Here is a 19844-nt window from a genome sequence, read left to right as displayed (position 1 = left end):
AATTGCCCAATTAGCGGTTTCGTTCCGTAGGAACGTTTGGTGATTTAAACATTGATCTTCCTTCTGTTCTGTCCACCTAAACCTGATTGAAATGAAAAGCACGCAAACGAGGAACGAGTGCGGACTTGGAATGAAAAGCAGGACTGAACACACCCAAGCACTACTGCACCTGCTTTTCTAAAAAAAACTTTATAACAAAGAGGTCAAGTTTTAAAAACTTGACTTCATTTACTATCTGGAAAGACTTCCGAAGTTTATTAACTATCTTCCATCATCGTGCATGGTATCGCTATACGGATTAGCATGTGCATAATCTACCGCCGAAACTTTATAATCGGTTGGGGCAAAACTGGCCGAAGTACTCAATGCCATGCCCAGTTCGTAACGGGTTGGATAAGGCGTTTGCAACAAACTGCCTGCCGGAATATATGGAAAACTCTCTAAATAACTCTGCATTACACTCGGGCTCACCCGCCTGTTGATATAAGCACGGCTTAACTGATGTGTTTCCCTTAAACCAGCAGCGCCCAATAACTCAACCGCGCTGGCTACCGTTAAATTATGGAAGTTCTTCACACGCACGGTTTTATCTTCTACCACAAGCCCTTTCATTAAACTCTGATCTTGTGTGGCCACACCCGTTGGGCAGGTATTGCTGTTACATTCTAAAGCCTGGATACACCCCAAAGCGAACATCATCCCGCGGCGGCATTACACATATCAGCACCAAGGGCAATGTTTTTAACCAGATCAAAACCTGTAGCCACTTTACCTGAGGCAATAATTTTAATGTGTTTTTTTAAGTCGAAGCCATTTAATACATCATAAACAAAAGCCACCCCTTCGCGCAAAGGCATACCTACTGAGTTGGAGAACTCCTGTGGGGCAGCACCTGTTCCACCCTCGCCACCATCAACGGTAATAAAATCAGGGTAAATTTTAGTTTCGATCATGGCTTTGCAGATGGCGTAAAATTCGCTTTTACGGCCGATACACAATTTAAATCCTACCGGTTTGCCATCAGATAAATCGCGGAGTTTTTTAACAAATTCCAACAAACCGATTGGTGTATTAAAAGCAGAGTGTGCAGGTGGCGACAATACATCTTTACCTTCGGGCACCAAACGGATCCTCGCCACTTCTGGTGTTACTTTTTTAGCCGGCAACATCCCGCCATGACCAGGTTTAGCACCTTGCGAAAGTTTAATCTCGATCATTTTTACCTGATCAGTTTTTGCCCTTTCGGCATAAGCATCGTAATTAAAAGTTCCATCGGCATTACGGCAACCGAAATAACCGGTACCAATCTGCCAGATTAAATCGCCACCCGGCTGACGGTGATAATCGCTGATACCTCCTTCACCTGTATTATGTGCGAAATTTCCCATTTTGGCACCACCATTTAAAGCTAAAATGGCATTCTGGCTTAATGAACCAAAGCTCATGGCCGATATATTATAAATACTGGCCGAATAAGGTTTTTTACAATCTGGTCCGCCTACCGTAACGCGGGGATCTAAATTTAACTCGTGGTGCGAAATGGCGGCAATGCTATGGCTCAACCACTCGTAACCATTATCGTACACGTTTAACTGCGTTCCGAAAGGAATGGTATCGTTGTCTTTTTTAGCACGTTGATAAATTAATGAACGGTTTAACCTGTTATAAGGTGTACCGTTGGTATCGCTTTCTACGAAATATTGATACACTTTCGGCCTCAACTCTTCCATAAAATACCTTAAACGCCCAAATACGGGGTAGTTTCTAACGATACTGTGTTTGGGCTGGTATAAATCGTAAATTCCAAGCAATACAAATGGACCGGTGAAGATGAATGTCCACCATAAAAAAGGATGGTACAAGCCCAGCATAATGGTTAGGGCAATTAAAAATGCAGCAATTGCGACAAAAGCTTTTCTCATGTTGTTATTGTTAAGTATGATATCTGCACTGTAGAAGGATAATTTTGTTATCTTCTACCTTGTAAACGAGTCTGTGTTCTAAATTAATCCTTCTCGACCACCATCCGGAGTATTGATGTTTCAGTGGCTCCGGTTTCCCGGTTCCTTCAAAAGGCGTACGTTCGATTTCTTTTATGAGGGCGTTTATTTTCTTGAGTACTGATTTATCAACCAATTGCCAATAGAGACAATCCTCCCATGCACCATCAAGAAACAATTTAATCATTATCGATCAAATCTTTTTCCTTAGCTAAACCATCCTCATAATCTTTTAGTCCCTGCTCAAGCCTCATTGCATTTTTTGGGCTTTTTAACAGATAAAAAGTTTCCTGCATGCTATCATAATCTGCTTTTGATAGCACAACAACGTCTTCTCCTTTTGCCCGGGTAACAAATAAAGGGGTATGATTAGTGAAAACCTTATCTAAATAAGACTTTAAACTTTGCCTGAATGAGGTATAATTTGTGATTTCCATAATACTCGTTTATAATCTTCAAAATTAAAGATAATAAAAAACCTGTACAATTATTTGTACATATTTAGAACGTTTATGATTAATGTTATTTAAACAACAAACGCATTAAATTGTTATTTTTACGCTATGCTTATTAAGATTTATCCGGAAAACCCAAACGAAAGGGCCATTGAACAAGTTGTTGAAGTGCTGAAAAAAGGTGGCCTGATCATCTATCCAACGGATACGATTTATGGTTTGGGCTGCGACATTACCAATCCGAAAGCCATCGAAAAAATCTGCAGGATACGTGGTATCAAACCCGAAAAGGCAAATTTCTCTTTCATCTGTCACGATTTAAAACACATTTCTGATTACATTAAACCTATTGACAATACTACCTTCAGGGTGTTAAAAAAAGCCTTACCGGGTCCGTTTACGTTTATTTTTAACGCCAATAACAATGTACCCAAATTATTAAGTTCCAATAAAAAAACAGTCGGTATCCGTGTGCCCGATAACAACATTGCACGCTGTATTGTAAAGGAACTGGGCAACCCCATCCTGTCTACCTCGATAAAAGACGATGATGATGTAATCGAATATTCTACTGATCCGGAATTAATCCACGAGAAATACGAAGACCTGGTTGACCTGATCATTGACGGTGGTTATGGCGACAATGAAGCCTCAACCGTGATTGATTGCACGACAGGTGAGTTTGAAGTGATCCGTGAAGGGAAAGGAAATATTGAAGAGTATTTGTAGCGAGCGCCTTAACCCCCCTATCCGCCTATCGGCACCTTTCCCCTGAAAGGGAAGGACTTGAAAAACAAATTACAGCATCCTGCAATATGCACCCTGCTATCCGGCCTCGCAGATTTCCGCCGGAAAAGCACGAAAATCTTTGCAGTTCCCCTAATAACCCCACAACCTAAGGCAGGATCAAGCGGGCGTGCTGGGATAACCTAGGCCAAGAGCCTCGATACTGCCACAATTAAGATTTCCGTAGGTTTTTACAAAAAACGATGCAAGCCTTTCAGTTATGACTTGTTTGTTGTTGTTTTTATAGGTAGTCATGCTTTCGCTACGCTCAGGTTTGTTCCTTTTGGATCAAGCCAAAAGTAAGAGCCCCTCGGCGGCGGTTGACCTGTGCCGATTTTTCATCGGTAGCCGAGGCAAGCCAGAGCAACGGGTAAAGAATAGCGATAGCTATCGGATGACGAAATATGTTTATGGAAAGCACAAAGATCTATCCCCAAAAGGAGTTCCTTCGGAACACTACGGTCGAGATGACGACCCAACGCGCCCCTCGCCTAAAATTTATCAACATCCCATCTAAATATCAAAGAAATATATAAATTTATATTTTTAATACCGTACTCCACAAGCTTTTAACAAAACAAACAACTAAAATTAACTTCATTCTAATGTTGAATTAACATTCTACACCTATTTTCGTAACCTAATCATTCTATATGGCGCTACAATTACTCCAATAAAGCTTTCCGGTTAAAAAATCTTTGTCAGGCAAATGATTTTCGCATAATTACTATGAGTATTTACCCTATAGTGATGGTTTGCGCTGAATGATCAAAAATCTTCTAATTACAATCCTTATTATTCTGTATGGCAAAACTTTACTTCTAATCATTCGAATCCTCGCGGGACCGTTCCCGAAAACTCAGGCAGTTATCCTTAATCCGCTTCACTAACTTATTCACAAAGATTAATCATCATTTCATATCCCTAAACAAATTATATGAAAAAACTTTTACTATTATGTTTTACAATGCTTTTGGCAACTTCACTATTTGCCCAAAGTTTTAACGGAACCTACAATTTCAGTAGTGTTTCTAACACCACAGGTAAAACTGATCCAACCACTGTACCCACCGCAACGGGGGTTACCTTTGGTTCTTTTACCGCAAATGGAGCTGTATCTACCAATCCAAACGCAAGTGGCAGGTTCTCTTTTACCAGCCAGCCTACTGGTGCAACCAATGGCAGTGATGTTTTTACCGGCGGAATAGATTTAACCAAATACTACGAAGTTACCATTACGCCAGCTTCGGGGTACACCTTAAACATCACCGGAATTAAGTTTTCAGTACAGCGCTCAGCAACCGGGATCAGGCAATATAGTGTCCGTTCGAGCAAGGATGGTTATGCAGCCAACTTGCCGGCAACCATATCACCTGCCAATGCAGATTTACAGGTCGTATCCGGAAATGTATTCCAGGTAATTGACATTGCAACAGCTGCCGAGGTGGGCAGTACCATTACCTTAACAGGTTTCACCAGCATTGCTACCGCAACAACTTTCCGCTTTTATGGTTACAATGCCGAGGCCGCCGGAGGTACATTTAGTATTGATGACGTTTCGGTTTCAGGATCTGCAGTTTCTGCTACTGATAACACGCCGCCCGTAAACGCCGCTACCTACCCAAAAACCTCCAATATTACCTCAACAGCTTTTAGCCTTACCCATAATATCGACGAGGCTGGCAAAACCTATTATGTAGTTACTGCATCAGGCAGCCCCGCGCCAACACCTGCACAGGTAAAAGCCGGCTTAAACGGAAGCGGTACCGCAGCCATTAAATCGGGTTCATTAACCAATGTGGCCAATACCGATGTGAGTGCTTCGGTTACCGGATTAACAGCAGCAACAAGTTATGCGGTGTATGTGGTAGCAGAAGATGTGGCCACCACGCCGAATGTACAAAGCACCGTATCACTTTTAAATGTAACCACACTTCCTTTAGTAGATGTTACACCACCTGTTTTTGCCGCAAATTCGCCTGCAGTAACAGGTATTGGTACCACTTCGTTTAACTTAAGCAGCAATATTAACGAGGCTGGTAAAACTTATTACGTTTTAGTAGCAGCCACTGCACAGGCACCAGGCCCTGCACAGGTAAAGGCCGGCCTCGATGGATCAAATACGGCAGCACTAAAATCAGGTTTGCTTAACAATGTTGCCAATACAGATGCAGCCGCAGGTATAACAGGTTTAACCGCCTCAACAGCTTATAAACTATATGTAGTGGCAGAAGATAATGCCACCTTGCCTAACCTGCAAACCGCTGCTGTATCATTTAACATCACCACTTTTGCGCCACCTACCATTATCATCAGCCAGTATTACGAAGGCTCGGGCGTAAACAAATGGATAGAACTGACCAACTTAAGCAACAGCCCGGTTAATACCTCTACCCCACAGCTGAAACTGGGTTTATGGAACATTTCGGGCGATGCAGGCAATATCAATATCACCGGGGCACCTTCGCAGGTGTATAACTTAACGGTAACCATTCCGGCCAGGGGAACCGTGCTGATCGGAAATACCAACAATTCACCAGAAGAAATCCCATACCTGACCGCTGCAAGTGCAGCCGAATCAAGCAATACTGTAATTAACTTTAACGGTAACGATGGCGTAGCACTTTTAGATGCCAACAACAACATTATCGATGCTTTTGGCCAGGATGTAAACGCGAAAGATGTTTCTTATGTAAGGCACCTTGACGTTGCATCGGCGAGCTCAACCTTTATAGCCGACGACTGGACAAGATTAACCGTAGATATTGTAAAAGATGCAGTAGATGATGATGACGCAAATAAACTTGGCGTTCATTTCCCACCAAACCTGCCTAACTGTGCCGCACCAACCATTGTGCCAGGCAATGCACAGTTTACCAATACCACAACAAACAGCATTTCGTTTACCTTCAACAAATCAGATGATGCGACAGAATACCTCATCATCAGAAGTTTAAACAGTACACTTTCTGTTAACCCCACGGATGGAACAACCTACGCAGTAGGTACTGCATTGGGCGGCGGTGTGGTAGTGGCGCGCCAGGCCACGCCAGCCTTTAACAATACGGGTTTAACAAGCGCTACTAAATACTATTATTTTATTTATGCCCTAAACAATACTTCCTGTCTTGGTGGTCCTAAATATTTAACCAGTGCACTTATTGCAAGCGAAACCACCAAAACGCTCCTGCCTTGTGTAAAACCAGCCAGTCAGCCACAAAATTTTGTGGTAACCAATGCCAACCACAACTTTGTGCAGGCCTCTTATGCAGCGGCAACCAATGCCGACGATTACCTGGTGGTAATGGCTACCAAACCAACACTTACTGCTTTGCCAGCCGACCAAACCGTTTATAACGTAGGCGACAACCTGGGCGGTGGTATTGTTGTAAAAAGCGGTGCCGGTACCAGCTTTACCAGATACGGACTTACACAAAACACCCAATATTACTTCTTTATCTTTTCGGTAAACAGCAATTGTACCGGTGGGCCATTGTACCTGACCACAAACCCGCTTGTGGGGCAGCACAAAACCAGTATCCTTGATGTAAATAAATTGAATTTCTATTATGGCAACTTACACAGTCACAGTAGTTATTCGGACGGTAACCAGGATGATAAAACCAAAATCCCTGTTGATGATTACGAGTTCGCAAAGAAATCGATGAACCTGGATTTCCTCGGTATTTCTGAGCACAACCACTCTCAGGCCGGAATGATGAAAGCAAACTGGCAAAAAGGCATCGACCAGGCCAAAAACGCAACAACACCAACTTTCCTGGCCTTACATGGTATGGAGTGGGGTGTAATCAGCGGTGGCGGTCACGTTATTGTTTACGGTATCGATTCGCTGGTTGGATGGGAAAACGACAACTACGATATCTTTGTACCTAAAAACACCTATACCGGCAACACCGGTTTATTCAGGATTATCAACAGGCATGGTTTAAATGCGGTAGCCACACTGGCCCACCCCAATACCACCGATTATAACAATTTAGTAGCCAATTACGATATCAGTGCCGATAGTGCAATTGTAGGAACAGCACTCGAAAGCGGTCCGGCAACATCAAAAAACATTACCTATTCAGATCCCGCCAGCTCAATGAGTTACCTGAGCTATTACAACAGGATGCTCGCAAAAGGTTATCACCTTGGTGCCACAATAGATCACGATAACCACAACCTTACTTTCGGTCGCCATACCAAGGCCAGGCTGGTGGTACTTTCGCCTGCCCTTACCGAAAACGACATCCTGGATGCCGTTAAAAAAATGCGCTTTTATGCCTCAGAAGATTCGGCTGCTAAAGTGCTTTTCACCATCAACAAACAACCCGTTGGCAGCGTATTTACCGTGGCTGGCGCACCACAGATAGAGGTCACTTCTAAAACCACAAAAGATGTAACCAGTATTAAATTAATGTATGGTGAGCCAGGTACCGGAGTAAACCCAACCGAACTGTTAACCAGTGCCACAGGCCAGTTAACGTATAGCCACACCACCCTGGCCAATTTAAAAACAGGTTATTATTATGCAGACATTGTTGAATCAGACGGAAGCCGGATAATTACTTCCCCTATCTGGTATACCAGAGATGATGCAGTGGTAAAAAAAGATCAGCAGATCACTTTTACCGCCACCAAAACCGTTACCTATGGCGACCCGGATTTTGATGCAGGTGCAACCAGCGACAACACCAGTATCAATATTGTGTACACCAGCAGCAATACCAATGTTGCAAAAATCAGCAACAACGATATTCAGATTGTTGGAGCCGGTACCGCAACCATTACCGCAACCCAACCCGGTGATGCCTTTTATAATGAAGCTTCAAAACAATTAATCCTGACAGTGGCGCCTAAACCAATCAATGTGAAGGCCGATGCCAAAATAAAAGTTGAAGGAACTTCAGATCCTGTATTTACCTATACCGCTACACCAGCTTTACTGGGTACCGATGTATTTACCGGAGCCTTAACAAGAGATGCAGGCGAAACTCCCGGCGATTTTGCCATAAAGGTGGGTACGCTGGCCATTAATCCGAATTATGCCATTAATTATACCGCAGCCAGCCTGCACATTTATGCTAAACCGGTTGCAGCATTAAGCGGTAATATTTCTATTCCTGTAAATACCACCGCACCAGTAATTACCTTTACCGCAACTGCAGGTACTGCACCATTTACTTTTACCTATAACATTAATGGTGGTGCAAGCCAAACCTTAACATCAGTAACAAATACCGCAACGGTAACGGCGCCAAGCAATACCGTGGCTACCTTTGTTTATACGGTAACCAGCATAACAGATGCTTACAGTACACAGCCTCAAAATATCTCCACCACGGTTAAAATTAATCCTATCCCAGTGGCCGGCATTGCCGGAACTACGGCCTTATGCTTAAACGCAGCCGCACCAACGGTTACTTTTACCGGTGGAAACGGAACAGGGCCTTATGTATTTACCTATAACATTAACGGCGGTGCAAGCCAAACGGTGAGCACTACAGGTACAAATACCACAGCTACGGTAACTGCCCCAGCAAATGTTGCAGGTACTTTTAACTACAATTTACTGAATGTGAGTGATGTAAATGCAGGCCAGGCACAAAGCGGAACCGCAACCATCACCGTAAGGACTTTAGCCACAGCAAGTATCTCAGGTTCAACAGCGGTACCAAACCTCGCGCCTGCTCCAAATATTACCTTCACCGGTGCTAACGGAACTGCGCCGTATACCTTCACCTATAACATTAATGGCGGGGCAAGCAGAACAGTAACCTCAACAGGCAATACCGCAACGGTATCAGCGCCAACTTCGGCAGTAGGAACTTTTGTGTACAATTTAGTAAGCGTGGCCGATGTAAACTGTGGTCAGCCGCAAACCGGTTCGGCAACGGTAACGGTTCGTCCTTTACCAATGGCTACCATTGCAGGTACTACATCAGTATGTAATTTCGGTTCATCGCCAAACATCACCTTTACCGGATCAGTTGGAACAGCACCTTATACCTTTACTTATACCGTAAACGGAGGCAGTAACCGCACCGTTACCACAAATTCGACTACAGCAACGGTGAGTGTGCCAACCAATGCAGCAGGTACCTTCACCTATACCTTAGTGAGCGTGGCCGATGCTTATGCCAGCCAGACACAAACCGGAACAGCAACCGTAACGGTAAACGCTATACCGGTAGTTTCGATCAGCAGCAATAAAGGTTTGTCGATTTCCAAAGGAGATGCGATTATTTTAACCGCTACCGGCGGCACACAATACAGCTGGTCGGGCTCTGATGTGGTGAGCGGACAAAACACGCCTGCCTTAACCATCCGTCCGAAACAGAGCGGTACTTACCGCGTTACCGTAACCAATGCCAGTGGTTGTGTGAGCGATCAAACCATTGCCATTACGGTAATAGATGATTATAAACTCGAAGCCAGTACCGTAGTTACGCCTAATGGTGATGGATACAACGATAAATTTATCGTAAAAAACATCGATTATTATCCAAACAATACCTTAAAGATATTTGATAAGGCCGGAAGGATATTATACACCAAACATACCTATACCAATGATTGGGACGGAACCATTAACGGCAGTCCGTTGAGTGAAGGAACCTATTATTACATCATCGATTTAGGTAATGGTATCGGTACATTTAAAGGTTACATCAACATCATCAGAGACTAATTACAGACATGAGAGCAATTACAAAAAACATAAAGCAAATGCGTCGCGTAACGTTTCTATTTGCAGCAATCACATTATTTTTCGGATCTGCAAAAGCGCAGATCCTTCCACTCAATGCACAGTATTTCCAGAACCGTTACCTCGTTAACCCCTCAATGGCCGGTATTAACGAAGGTTTCAACATCAACGGAAGTTTCCGCAAACAATGGTCGAACATTCCCGGTGCACCCATTACACAAAGTGTGACTTTAGATCAGCAGCTGAACAAAGTGGGCTGGGGCATAAACATCTACAACGAGAAATCGGGCGGGATTCAGCGTACCAAAGCCGTGGGTACTTTTGCCTATCACCTGCCGCTAAACAGCGACGACCAGAAATTAAACTTCGGGATCTCTTTTGGTGCAAGTCAGGACAAACTCGATTTAAGCAGCGTAAGAAATAGCGACATCAACGACCCATCCATCGCCCGTTTTAACGACAGGGGTTATTATTTAGATGGCGATTTTGGTATTTCCTATACTTCAAAAGGTTTAACCGTTGAAGGTGCCGTGCCCAACATGCGCTCCGTTTTCAGAAAAGACGATTTAAACTTTGCCGATAAACCCACCTTTTATTCCGCCGTGAGTTATAAATTCATGTTAGGATCAGGCATCAATGGCATTAGCCTCGAGCCAAAAGGTGTTTTCAGGGGCATTAAAAATTACGAAAATTTATGGGATGCAGGGGTAAACGCAAACTTCGCCAACGATAAATTATACCTGATGGCGATGTACCACAATACGCAGAACGCTACCGTTGGTTTCGGAATGAATTACAAATCGACCTTATATTTCATGGCTTATTACAATACCGCCACTTCAGCCATCAGCGGTTATACCGACGGCGATTTCGAAGTGAATATCCGTGTAAATATTGGCAAGAAGCCATAAGCTATAGCAATCATTCAAAAAACTTGTTTCAGTCTTAAAGAATGGTCGTCATTCCCGCGCAGGCGGGAATCTTAATGCAACAATATACATCATTTAGCATGATGAAAAAACGAAAAGCCGCAGATCTAAGTATCTGCGGCTTTTTATTTTAGAAGAATTATCGTCATTTCGACTGGAGCACAGCGAAATGGAGAAATCTTTGAACTGTGTTTTGTTTACTTTCAAGCACCTTAAACCCCTATCCGCCTTCAGCACCTTTCCCCTGAAAGGGAAAGGGCTTGAAAAACAAATTACCGCACCCTGCAATATGCTCCATGCTATCCGGCCTGGGAAATGATGGAAGGAGAAAGCGTTAAAGCTTTTGCAACTCCTTTCGACCTACCACTACCCCGAGGCAGCACACCCTCCCCGATTTTTCATCGGGCTTGTGCTGGCGACCAATAAGCTTTGACGAATTTATCCGACATCAGATCCAAGCCTTGATTTTTTGGTCCCTTTTTCATCAAGGAAAAAGGACTAGCCCCCGGCGGCAATGAGCCGATAGAGATTTTCATAGATAAACAAGATAAAATCTTATTTTTTAATTAAACATAGTCCAAAGATTTCTCTCCCGAAGGTTCGGGACTGCGCTTCATCCGATAGCTACCGGATCGAAATGACGAATTGATCGATGTAGAAACTACGCGTAATATCCCTATACTCCCTGCTACCGGCCTCGGAAATGATGGAAGGAGAAAGCGTTAAAGCTTTTGCACCTCCTTTCGACCTACCACTACCCCGAGGCAGCACGCCCTCCCCGATTTTTCATCGGGCTTGTGCTGGCGACCAAAAAGCTTTGACGAATTTATCCGACATCAGATCCAAGCCTTGATTTTTTGGTCCCTTTTTCATCAAGAAAAAAGGACTAGCCCCCGGCGGCAATGAGCCGATAGAGATTTTCATAGATAAACAAGATAAAATCTTATTTTTTAATTAAACATAGTCCAAAGATTTCTCCGTTCCGCTGCGCTTCAGTCGAAATAACGATTTATCTTGATAGAAATAACGCGGGCAATCCCTCTGCTCCCTGCTATCCGGCCTCGGAAATGATGGAAGGAGAAAGCGTTAAAGCTTTTGCACCTCCTTTCGACCTACCACTACCCCGAGGCAGCACGCCCTCCCCGATTTTTCATCGGGGCTTGTGCTGGCGACCAAAAAGCTTTGACGAATTTATCCGACATCAGATCCAAGCCTTGATTTTTTGGTCCCTTTTTCATCAAGAAAAAAGGACTAGCCCCCGGCGGCAATGAGCCGATAGAGATTTTCATAGATAAACAAGATAAAATCTTATTTTTTAATTAAACATAGTCCAAAGATTTCTCCGTTCCGCTGCGCTTCAGTCGAAATAACGATTTATCTTGATAGAAATAACGCGGGCAATCCCTCTGCTCCCTGCTATCCGGCCTCGGAAATGATGGAAGGAGAAAGCGTTAAAGCTTTTGCAACTCCTTTCGACCTACCACTACCCCGAGGCAGCACTCCCTCCCCGATTTTTCATCGGGGCTTGTGCTGGCGACCAAAAAGCTTTGACGAATTTATCCGACATCAGATCCAAGCCTTGATTTTTTGGTCCCTTTTTCATCAAGGAAAAAGGACTAGCCCCCGGCGGCAATGAGCCGATAGAGATTTTCATAGATAAACAAGATAAAATCTTATTCTTTAATTAAACATAGTCCAAAGATTTCTCTCCCGAAGGTTCGGGACTGCGCTTCAGTCGAAATGACGATTTATCTTGATAGAAATAACGCGGGCAATCCCTCTGCTCCCTGCTATCCGGCCTCGGAAATGATGGAAGGAGAAAGCGTTAAAGCTTTTGCACCTCCTTTCAACCTACCACTACCCCGAGGCAGCACGCCCTCCCCGATTTTTCATCGGGGCTTGTGCTGGCGACCAATAAGCTTTGACGAATTTATCCGACATCAGATCCAAGCCTTGATTTTTTGGTCCCTTTTTCATCAAGGAAAAAGGACTAGCCCCCGGCGGCAATGAGCCGATAGAGATTTTCATAGATAAACAAGATAAAATCTTATTTTTTAATTAAACATAGTCCAAAGATTTCTCTCCCGAAGGTTCGGGACTGCGCTTCAGTCGAAATGACGATTTATCTTGATAGAAATAACGCGGGCAATCCCTCTGCTCCCTGCTATCCGGCCTCGGAAATGATGGAAGGAGAAAGCGTTAAAGCTTTTGCACCTCCTTTCAACCTACCACTACCCCGAGGCAGCACGCCCTCCCCGATTTTTCATCGGGGCTTGTGCTGGCGACCAATAAGCTTTGACGAATTTATCCGACATCAGATCCAAGCCTTGATTTTTTGGTCCCTTTTTCATCAAGGAAAAAGGACTAGCCCCCGGCGGCAATGAGCCGATAGAGATTTTCATAGATAAACAAGATAAAATCTTAATTTTTTAATTAAATATAGTCCAAAGATTTCTCTCCCGAAGGTTCGGGACTGCGCTTCATCCGATAGCTATCGGATCGAAATGACGAATTGATCGATGTAGAAACTACGCGTAATATCCCTATACTCCCTGCTACCGGCCTCGGAAATGATGGAAGGAGAAAACGTTAAAGCTTTTGTACCTCCTTTCAACCTTCCACTACCCCGAGGCAGCACGCCCTCCCCGATTTTTCATCGGGGCTTGTGCTGGCGACCAATAAGCTTTGACGAATTTATCCAACATCAGTTCCAAGCCTTGATTGTTTGTTTCTTTATCATCAAGGATAAAGAAAGAGCCCCCTCGGTGGCGGCGAACCGAGGCAAGCCCGAGCAAGAGGAAAGCCAGGGCAAGAGGCAAAGAATATCAAGTGCTTTACGTTTCCCAAATACTCGGAATCCCATAGCTATCGGATAACCTCCCTATTACCCCTCCACAACATTTCACAAAAAACATCCCCTTTTCCCTCTTCTTTCACTATTTTTACCCCTATGCCTAAAATCATCAACCTAGAAGCATTTCAGCGTTTTTTCCGCTCCGGACAAGTAGGCGGCTTTTTACTGCTCATTTGCGTTGCCATCTCCCTGCTCATCGCAAATACTGCCTCTAAAGAAAGTTTCGAAGCTTTTTTAGCCGTCAAATTAGGCTTTGGTGAAGTAAACTACAGCATTTTAGCCTGGATAAACGACGCCTTAATGGCCATATTTTTCCTACTTGTAGGACTCGAAATTAAACGCGAACTTGTAGAAGGCGAACTCTCCTCCCTTAAAAGCGCAGCCTTACCCGTAATCGCCGCCTTAGGGGGCATGCTCGTACCTGCAATAATTTATAGCCTCTTTAATAAAGGCGCAGAAACCGCCGGTGGCTGGGGCATCCCCATGGCTACCGACATTGCCTTTGCGCTCGCCATTATCGCCATGCTGGGTAAAAGCGTACCCACCAGTTTAAAAATATTCCTGGCCGCTTTGGCCATTGTAGATGATCTCGGTGCCATTCTCGTCATCGCGATCTTTTATACGCAACAGATCCATTTCGAATACCTGGCCATGGCCGGGGGCATCCTGGTGCTTTTAGGTTTGATGAATTATTTCGGCGTAAAGAAACTCGTATTTTACCTCATCCCGGGTATATTCCTCTGGTATTTCATCCACCACTCGGGCATCCACGCCACCATTGCAGGGGTATTACTGGCTTTCACCATCCCCACCAACGACACCGATATCGAATCGCCTTTAGAAAAACTGGAGCATTTTTTAACCACTCCGGTAAATTACCTCATTATGCCGGTTTTCGCACTGGCCAATACGAATATCACTTTCCAGAAAGAAATGCTTACGGGACTGGTTTCTCCTTTAGGCCTCGGCATCATCGTAGGTTTATTTGCTGGCAAAACCATTGGCGTAACCTTTTTTAGCTGGCTTGCCGTGAAACTGAAATGGGCAGATTTACCCACCGGAGCAGGCTGGAAACACATCTTAGGTTTGGGCATGCTCGCCGGAATCGGTTTTACCATGTCGATTTTTATTGCACTGCTCTCTTTTAGCGAGGTGTTACATGTTTCGGAAGCGAAGTTTGCGATATTAACGGCTTCAATCTTATCGGGTGTGGTAGGTTTTGTGTTTTTGAAATCGGTGAAGAAGGTTTAAGCGCATATTTAACCGCAAAGGGCACAAAGTGAGTCGCAAAGAGCGCGAAGTATAAGTAACTGAATTCACTTCAAAATCGTTCAAAGCAAAGTTAATATTAATAAGAAATTGGGTAGAATAATCGTCATTTCCGAAGTGCAAAGGAATGGAGAAATCAAGCTGTTGATTTACTACAACTGCGGAAAAGCATCTGAAGCTTTATAATCTACTATGAGCTTGCGCATGTGCCCTTTATTACTAAAATGTTTGCTTACGTTAATCGCTTTATCATGGAAATCGCCATTGTAGTGAAATAACCTAATTGATTTGCAGTTTTCATGTTCGAAAATTTCTTTAAACATGGTACGATCTGATAAACCGCAAGAATGTCCCATTACAAATACCTGATAACTCTCACGATTTAAGAACTTTAATAAATTACGATAATGAGGTGTTTGTAGATATTGATATGATTTTATATGCTTAAAAAGTTCATTATTACGATGCTCCTCAAATTCAGCATAATGCTTATCATATTCATCCCCAAAACCAAAGATAATTGGGTTATCAGTTTTATTTAACTGACCATGAATATAATTAATCTCAATATTCGAAAAACCCTTCTTATTTTTGTTCAATTCATCGCAATAATTTTGTAATACATGAGTATAGTTAAAATTTAAAAAATACAAATGATGCTGCACTACTGGCCCCATTCGTATAAATCCTAAGCTTACTCTAGCATTTTCATATCCCATTAATGGTTCAAAATCTGAAATTTCAAAATTAGCGCCAATTGCATTTAAAAGCTTAGAGATTAATTTAACCTGGGTTTTATCTTGTCGTAGTGTTAAATACTCTTCTAATTTCTGCTTAAGATAAGTGAATTCACTATTTAGCTGACAAACCTTTTCTTTATCAAATGAGCCGTCTTTTGATTTACAGGTTTTAAGTTGATCGAAATACTCATTTTCAATATCTACCCAATTATTATCAATACAGCTAAATATTAAATGCCTTAAAAATCGAGATTTAAACTCAATTTTATGTGCTACTATATTGACAACCTCATAATATAAAGATTGTTCTTCTTGGGTGGTACGCTTTGCATTTTCATTAAGGTAGGAATCTAGATACCGATGCAAAATTCCTTTACTGTGTAAATATGAACAAATACTTTGCCCATTTATTTTATTTGAAAGGTTTAACCACCGGTAGTAATCGATCGTCCTTATATTTATATATTCATTATCAAATGGGAGATGTTCATAAATCCCTGCCTCCTTAAAACAGCTATCTAAATACCAAAAAATAAAATCCTTGTAGCTTGTCTTCAAGCCATGCGCCAGGTCGAAACCGTTGCCAACTAATATTAATCTATTCATTTTGAGGCGTTAATTGATAAATTTAGTTTATAGCTTGTTTAACCAAGCTCATAATATATTCAAGGTTTTTGGTGTCATTAATTATAACTTCGTAATCTCCATTACCCCAATGGCCAATACTAGAAACATCCCTAGTTAGGCCTTTCGGATCATCTAATTTTTCTCTCTTTAGATTTATCCAAAGTTTTAGGTTGCCTTTCAAAATACAAATATCCGTAAATATCTTACCATTTCTCGTAAAACCAATTTCTTGCTTCTTTGGCTTAATATCTGTATCATTTGCAAGATTTAGAATAGCGTTCTTAAAACTTTCATAAAGTTCTTTTATCTCATCACTTTTACCTTGCAAATGATCATCCTCTGTATATGTTTTTATTTCGCTTACAACTTTACTAAGTTCAGTATTTTCAGTGCCTTGCAATTGCTTTATGCTAGGTGCAGATTTACTTTTCTTTATAGGATTAACTGTAATAATTTCGCCTTCAAATTGTTTAACCTCCCAAAGCTCAATAGCTAAATCTTTAAAATTAGTTGCCTGTTTCTGGTTTTCGTTAAAACCAGGCGATACAAATATCACTTTAGTTTGCGACCAATCTAATTCGCTTCTTAATAAAGCCTTATTAAAACACTCATTATATTCTACAATAAACTCGGCCTTATAATCTAACATTAAATTAAGATAAGCAATACCCTGATCAACTACACTATTGCTATTGCTTCTTTTATATTCAATCACCACAAAAGCCTTAGCTTCTTCGTCAAAAGCAAGTGTATCTATACGATAGTTCTTAATTGTAAATTCAGATTTCACCAATGTTAACTGTGTAAGATCAAATAAACTGGCCTCGAATATTTTCTGTAAATCCCTTTCGAGCTTAAAAGGTATTTCTTTAAGTGTAGAAAGGCCTATTTTATTTTTACTAAAAAGTATCATAGCTTAGAGGCAATCTCATTTTAAAATCGTTAGTAATAATATTAATAATTAAATGATAATTTGAAATATTCTCAGATTATCTATTACCTAAGAAACCCCAACTTGATTAATAAAGTCATTCCAAACTCTTTCCGCAATTTGCTTATCAGTCAATCGCTCCGCACTACGCGATTGCATAAGATTACTATGTTGCCAATAAAGCTCGTAGGCATCATGCTCAATAGTAAAAACATTATTTAAATTGATGGTATTTTGATGTTGGCCTTTTGTGAAGCTATAGGTTAGATCACTATGGCGAAAGCCATCACCACCTGCAACAGAAATGGTGAGATACGCATCCTTTAAATTCCCTTTATTAGATATCAGGCACGTAAAAGACTTTTTCTCTTCCTCTATTAATTTTGATTGCAAGTTCTCAATACCATTAAATTCGGCCATCGCAGATTTAAAATAGTTTGTGATAACTTCGAAACTTTTTTCTTTAAAGTCTAATTTATCAACTTCCGTAAAAATTCTCTCTGCTCTATAATTTCTGCTCGGAACCTGTGCTTGGGAAGTCGTGTTGTTAGTTAGAACTTGTCTAATTTCCCCTACGCTTAGCAACTTTCTGATTTCTTGAGCAATTTTTGCAAATGCATTATTTTGATTGGTCCACTCACTAACAGGCTTACCATCGTCAGGTAGGGCTTTGATTGTTGCCATTGGCGTCGATTTCCAATCACATGGTTCGACAATAATGGGTATCACAGTAATCTTACCTTCTTCTTGCAATTTAAGCGCCGTTGTAAATTCCTTTTCGAAACAATAATGTGAGGCGATATAGTCAGGGCTTACTATTGAAATGAACAATTGAGAGGTAGACAATGCGGCCGAAATACTATCATCTAACCGACTTCCAGCAGTGATCTCTTGATCTGTCCAATCAGTGATCAGACCTTCTCTCTTTATCTGTGCTAAATGAACCTTTAGTTTCTCTAAATAGTCCACATCTTTGTGACTGTATGATATAAATGCTTTCATAATTATTCTTATTTAATTTCTTCACTCTTCTCCAATTCACTTACAATCTCCCTAAAACTAGCTAAGCCAGCTTCTATATTATCAATAATTTCAAGTGCCAAAACATCAGGATCAGGCAGATTATCCAGATCAGTTAAACTTTGGTCTTTGACCCAAAAAATATCCAAACTGGTTTTATCCCGTGCAATGATTTCATCATAACTGTATTTTCTCCAACGGCCGTCAGGATTTTCTTCGCTCCAGGTTTCTTTGCGTTTATTGATGTTGGATGAATTATAACATGTTACGAAATCTGATAAATCCGATTCTGCCAACGGCTTCTTTTTTAACGTATGGTGAACATTGGTTCTATAATCATAAAACCAAACTTCTTTCGTCCAGGCATCTTTGTTGGCAGGCTTGTTATTGAAAAACAACACATTTGCCTTTACTCCATTGGCGTAGAAGATACCTGTAGGCAAACGTAAAATGGTATGCAGCTCCGTTGTTTTTAATAATTGCTTTCTGATTTCCTCTCCCGCTCCACCTTCAAATAAAACATTATCAGGTAAAACGACTGCAGCCTCACCATCAATCTTCATCAACGATTTGATGTGCTGCAAAAAGTTAAGTTGTTTATTGCTGGTCGTTTCCCAAAAATCCTGACGGTTGTAGCTAATATCCTCTTTCTCAATATCGCCATCCTCATTGGTAACCGTCATACCACTTTTCTTCCCAAAAGGTGGATTTGCCAAGATGTAATCATAGGTTTGGCTTTCAGCAGCAATCAGTGCATCGTTTGATTTTACCAATGGTTCTGCGTCTATTTCACCAATACCGTGGAGGTATAAATTCATCAGACACATTCTACGCGTACTCGCTACAATTTCATTACCGTGAAAAGTGCTGTTTTTTAAGAACATCTTTTCGTCTTTGTCTAATTTATTGTTTTCGGTCAGCCAATCATAAGCTGCTAAAAAGAACCCGCCCGAACCACATGCCGGATCTATTACGGTTTTCATTGGTTTAGGCTGTACACAGGCTACCATTGTTCTGATTAATGCCCTTGGTGTAAAGTATTGTCCTGCTCCCGATTTGGTATCTTCCGCATTCTTTTCCAATAAACCTTCGTAGATGGTTCCTTTCACGTCGGCCCCCATCAAACTCCAATCTTCTTTACCAATCATGGTAATGATACGCTGCAGATTAGAGGGGTCTTGTATTTTGTTCTGACTCTTTACATAGATTTGCCCCAACATCCCTTTCTCTGTCCCGAGTGAACGCAATGCCTGGATATAAAAAGACTCCAGTTCTGCACCGTTCTTTGATGTTAAATTCTCCCACGAACAAACTTCTGCTCCTTCCGCTTCTTTGCCTTCTATATCTTTCAGTCTTGGTAATTTTAGGTTTCTGTTGTAAGGTGGTTTATTTAATTCATCCACCATTTTAAGAAATAGCAGATAGGTGATTTGCTCAAGATAATCTCCATAACCTACTCCATCGTGGCGCATTACATTCGCCAGATTCCATATTTTTGATACAATTGCTGCTTCTGTCATT

The 19844-nt window shown here is 41.8% G+C and carries 10 protein-coding genes and 1 pseudogene; 4 read left to right on the top strand and 7 right to left on the bottom strand.

Going from position 1 to position 19844, the window contains the following annotated elements; all coding sequences use genetic code 11:
* Nucleotides 1–261: 261 nt before the first annotated feature.
* The 3 genes and pseudogenes from H9L23_RS06075 to H9L23_RS06065 all read right to left on the bottom strand — a co-directional run bounded on the left by H9L23_RS06075 (nucleotide 262) and on the right by H9L23_RS06065 (nucleotide 2437).
* Nucleotides 262–1445, bottom strand: a pseudogene (locus H9L23_RS06075) (FMN-binding glutamate synthase family protein).
* 487 nt (nucleotides 1446–1932) lie between these two features.
* Nucleotides 1933–2187 (bottom strand): Txe/YoeB family addiction module toxin, encoded by a 255-nt coding sequence (locus H9L23_RS06070; protein ID WP_187594124.1) that lies wholly within the window; start codon nucleotides 2185–2187, stop codon nucleotides 1933–1935.
* The gene (locus tag H9L23_RS06065) at nucleotides 2180–2437 is read right to left on the bottom strand and encodes a type II toxin-antitoxin system Phd/YefM family antitoxin (RefSeq protein WP_187594123.1); all 258 of its coding nucleotides are present in this window, start codon (nucleotides 2435–2437) and stop codon (nucleotides 2180–2182) included. Before H9L23_RS06065 ends, H9L23_RS06070 begins: the two co-directional genes overlap by 8 nt.
* Before the next feature lie 126 nt (nucleotides 2438–2563).
* On the opposite strand from H9L23_RS06065, the gene H9L23_RS06060 reads away from it, so the two are divergent.
* From H9L23_RS06060 to nhaA, 4 genes are all read left to right on the top strand, one after another.
* On the top strand, nucleotides 2564–3184 hold the full coding sequence (locus H9L23_RS06060) for an L-threonylcarbamoyladenylate synthase (protein ID WP_187594122.1): 621 nt from the start codon (nucleotides 2564–2566) through the stop codon (nucleotides 3182–3184).
* Nucleotides 3185–4178: 994 nt separating this feature from the next.
* Nucleotides 4179–9935 (top strand): CehA/McbA family metallohydrolase, encoded by a 5757-nt coding sequence (locus H9L23_RS06055; RefSeq protein WP_187594121.1) that lies wholly within the window; start codon nucleotides 4179–4181, stop codon nucleotides 9933–9935.
* A 38-nt stretch (nucleotides 9936–9973) separates the two neighbouring features.
* Nucleotides 9974–10864 carry a PorP/SprF family type IX secretion system membrane protein gene (locus H9L23_RS06050; RefSeq protein ID WP_187594120.1) on the top strand — a complete coding sequence of 297 codons (891 nt, stop codon included), beginning with the start codon at nucleotides 9974–9976 and terminating at the stop codon, nucleotides 10862–10864.
* A gap of 2968 nt (nucleotides 10865–13832) precedes the next feature.
* Nucleotides 13833–14987: a Na+/H+ antiporter NhaA gene (nhaA, locus tag H9L23_RS06045; protein WP_187594119.1), complete on the top strand. Its 1155-nt coding sequence runs from the start codon at nucleotides 13833–13835 to the stop codon at nucleotides 14985–14987.
* Between the two features lie 170 nt (nucleotides 14988–15157).
* Here nhaA and H9L23_RS06040 read toward each other — a convergent pair whose 3' ends face one another.
* The 4 genes from H9L23_RS06040 to H9L23_RS06025 form a co-directional block, all read right to left on the bottom strand.
* Nucleotides 15158–16351 carry an AbiH family protein gene (locus tag H9L23_RS06040; protein WP_187594118.1) on the bottom strand — a complete coding sequence of 398 codons (1194 nt, stop codon included), beginning with the start codon at nucleotides 16349–16351 and terminating at the stop codon, nucleotides 15158–15160.
* A gap of 22 nt (nucleotides 16352–16373) precedes the next feature.
* A complete protein-coding gene (locus H9L23_RS06035; protein ID WP_187594117.1) occupies nucleotides 16374–17285 on the bottom strand; it encodes a DUF5655 domain-containing protein in 912 nt (303 codons plus the stop codon).
* 87 nt (nucleotides 17286–17372) lie between these two features.
* Nucleotides 17373–18305 carry a toll/interleukin-1 receptor domain-containing protein gene (locus tag H9L23_RS06030; RefSeq protein WP_187594116.1) on the bottom strand — a complete coding sequence of 311 codons (933 nt, stop codon included), beginning with the start codon at nucleotides 18303–18305 and terminating at the stop codon, nucleotides 17373–17375.
* 8 nt (nucleotides 18306–18313) lie between these two features.
* Entirely contained in the window at nucleotides 18314–19843 is a 1530-nt protein-coding gene (locus H9L23_RS06025) for a class I SAM-dependent DNA methyltransferase (protein WP_187594115.1), read from the bottom strand.
* Nucleotide 19844 lies beyond the last annotated feature (1 nt).

Origin of the sequence: Pedobacter roseus, assembly GCF_014395225.1 — a bacterium.
Taxonomy (GTDB): Bacteria; Bacteroidota; Bacteroidia; order Sphingobacteriales; family Sphingobacteriaceae; genus Pedobacter; species Pedobacter roseus.
Note: the sequence above shows the minus strand (reverse complement) of the source record. Positions and strands in the feature narration are given on the sequence as shown.

Excerpts from the sequence above, each read along its gene's own strand:
- H9L23_RS06030 (WP_187594116.1), bottom strand. The coding sequence starts at position 18,305 with ATGAAAGCATTTATATCATACAGTCACAAAGATGTGGACTATTTAGAG.
- H9L23_RS06035 (WP_187594117.1), bottom strand. The coding sequence starts at position 17,285 with ATGATACTTTTTAGTAAAAATAAAATAGGCCTTTCTACACTTAAAGAA.
- H9L23_RS06070 (WP_187594124.1), bottom strand. The coding sequence starts at position 2,187 with ATGATTAAATTGTTTCTTGATGGTGCATGGGAGGATTGTCTCTATTGG.
- H9L23_RS06060 (WP_187594122.1), top strand. The coding sequence starts at position 2,564 with ATGCTTATTAAGATTTATCCGGAAAACCCAAACGAAAGGGCCATTGAA.
- H9L23_RS06025 (WP_187594115.1), bottom strand. The coding sequence starts at position 19,843 with ATGACAGAAGCAGCAATTGTATCAAAAATATGGAATCTGGCGAATGTA.
- H9L23_RS06040 (WP_187594118.1), bottom strand. The coding sequence starts at position 16,351 with ATGAATAGATTAATATTAGTTGGCAACGGTTTCGACCTGGCGCATGGC.
- nhaA (WP_187594119.1), top strand. The coding sequence starts at position 13,833 with ATGCCTAAAATCATCAACCTAGAAGCATTTCAGCGTTTTTTCCGCTCC.
- H9L23_RS06050 (WP_187594120.1), top strand. The coding sequence starts at position 9,974 with ATGCGTCGCGTAACGTTTCTATTTGCAGCAATCACATTATTTTTCGGA.
- H9L23_RS06065 (WP_187594123.1), bottom strand. The coding sequence starts at position 2,437 with ATGGAAATCACAAATTATACCTCATTCAGGCAAAGTTTAAAGTCTTAT.
- H9L23_RS06055 (WP_187594121.1), top strand. The coding sequence starts at position 4,179 with ATGAAAAAACTTTTACTATTATGTTTTACAATGCTTTTGGCAACTTCA.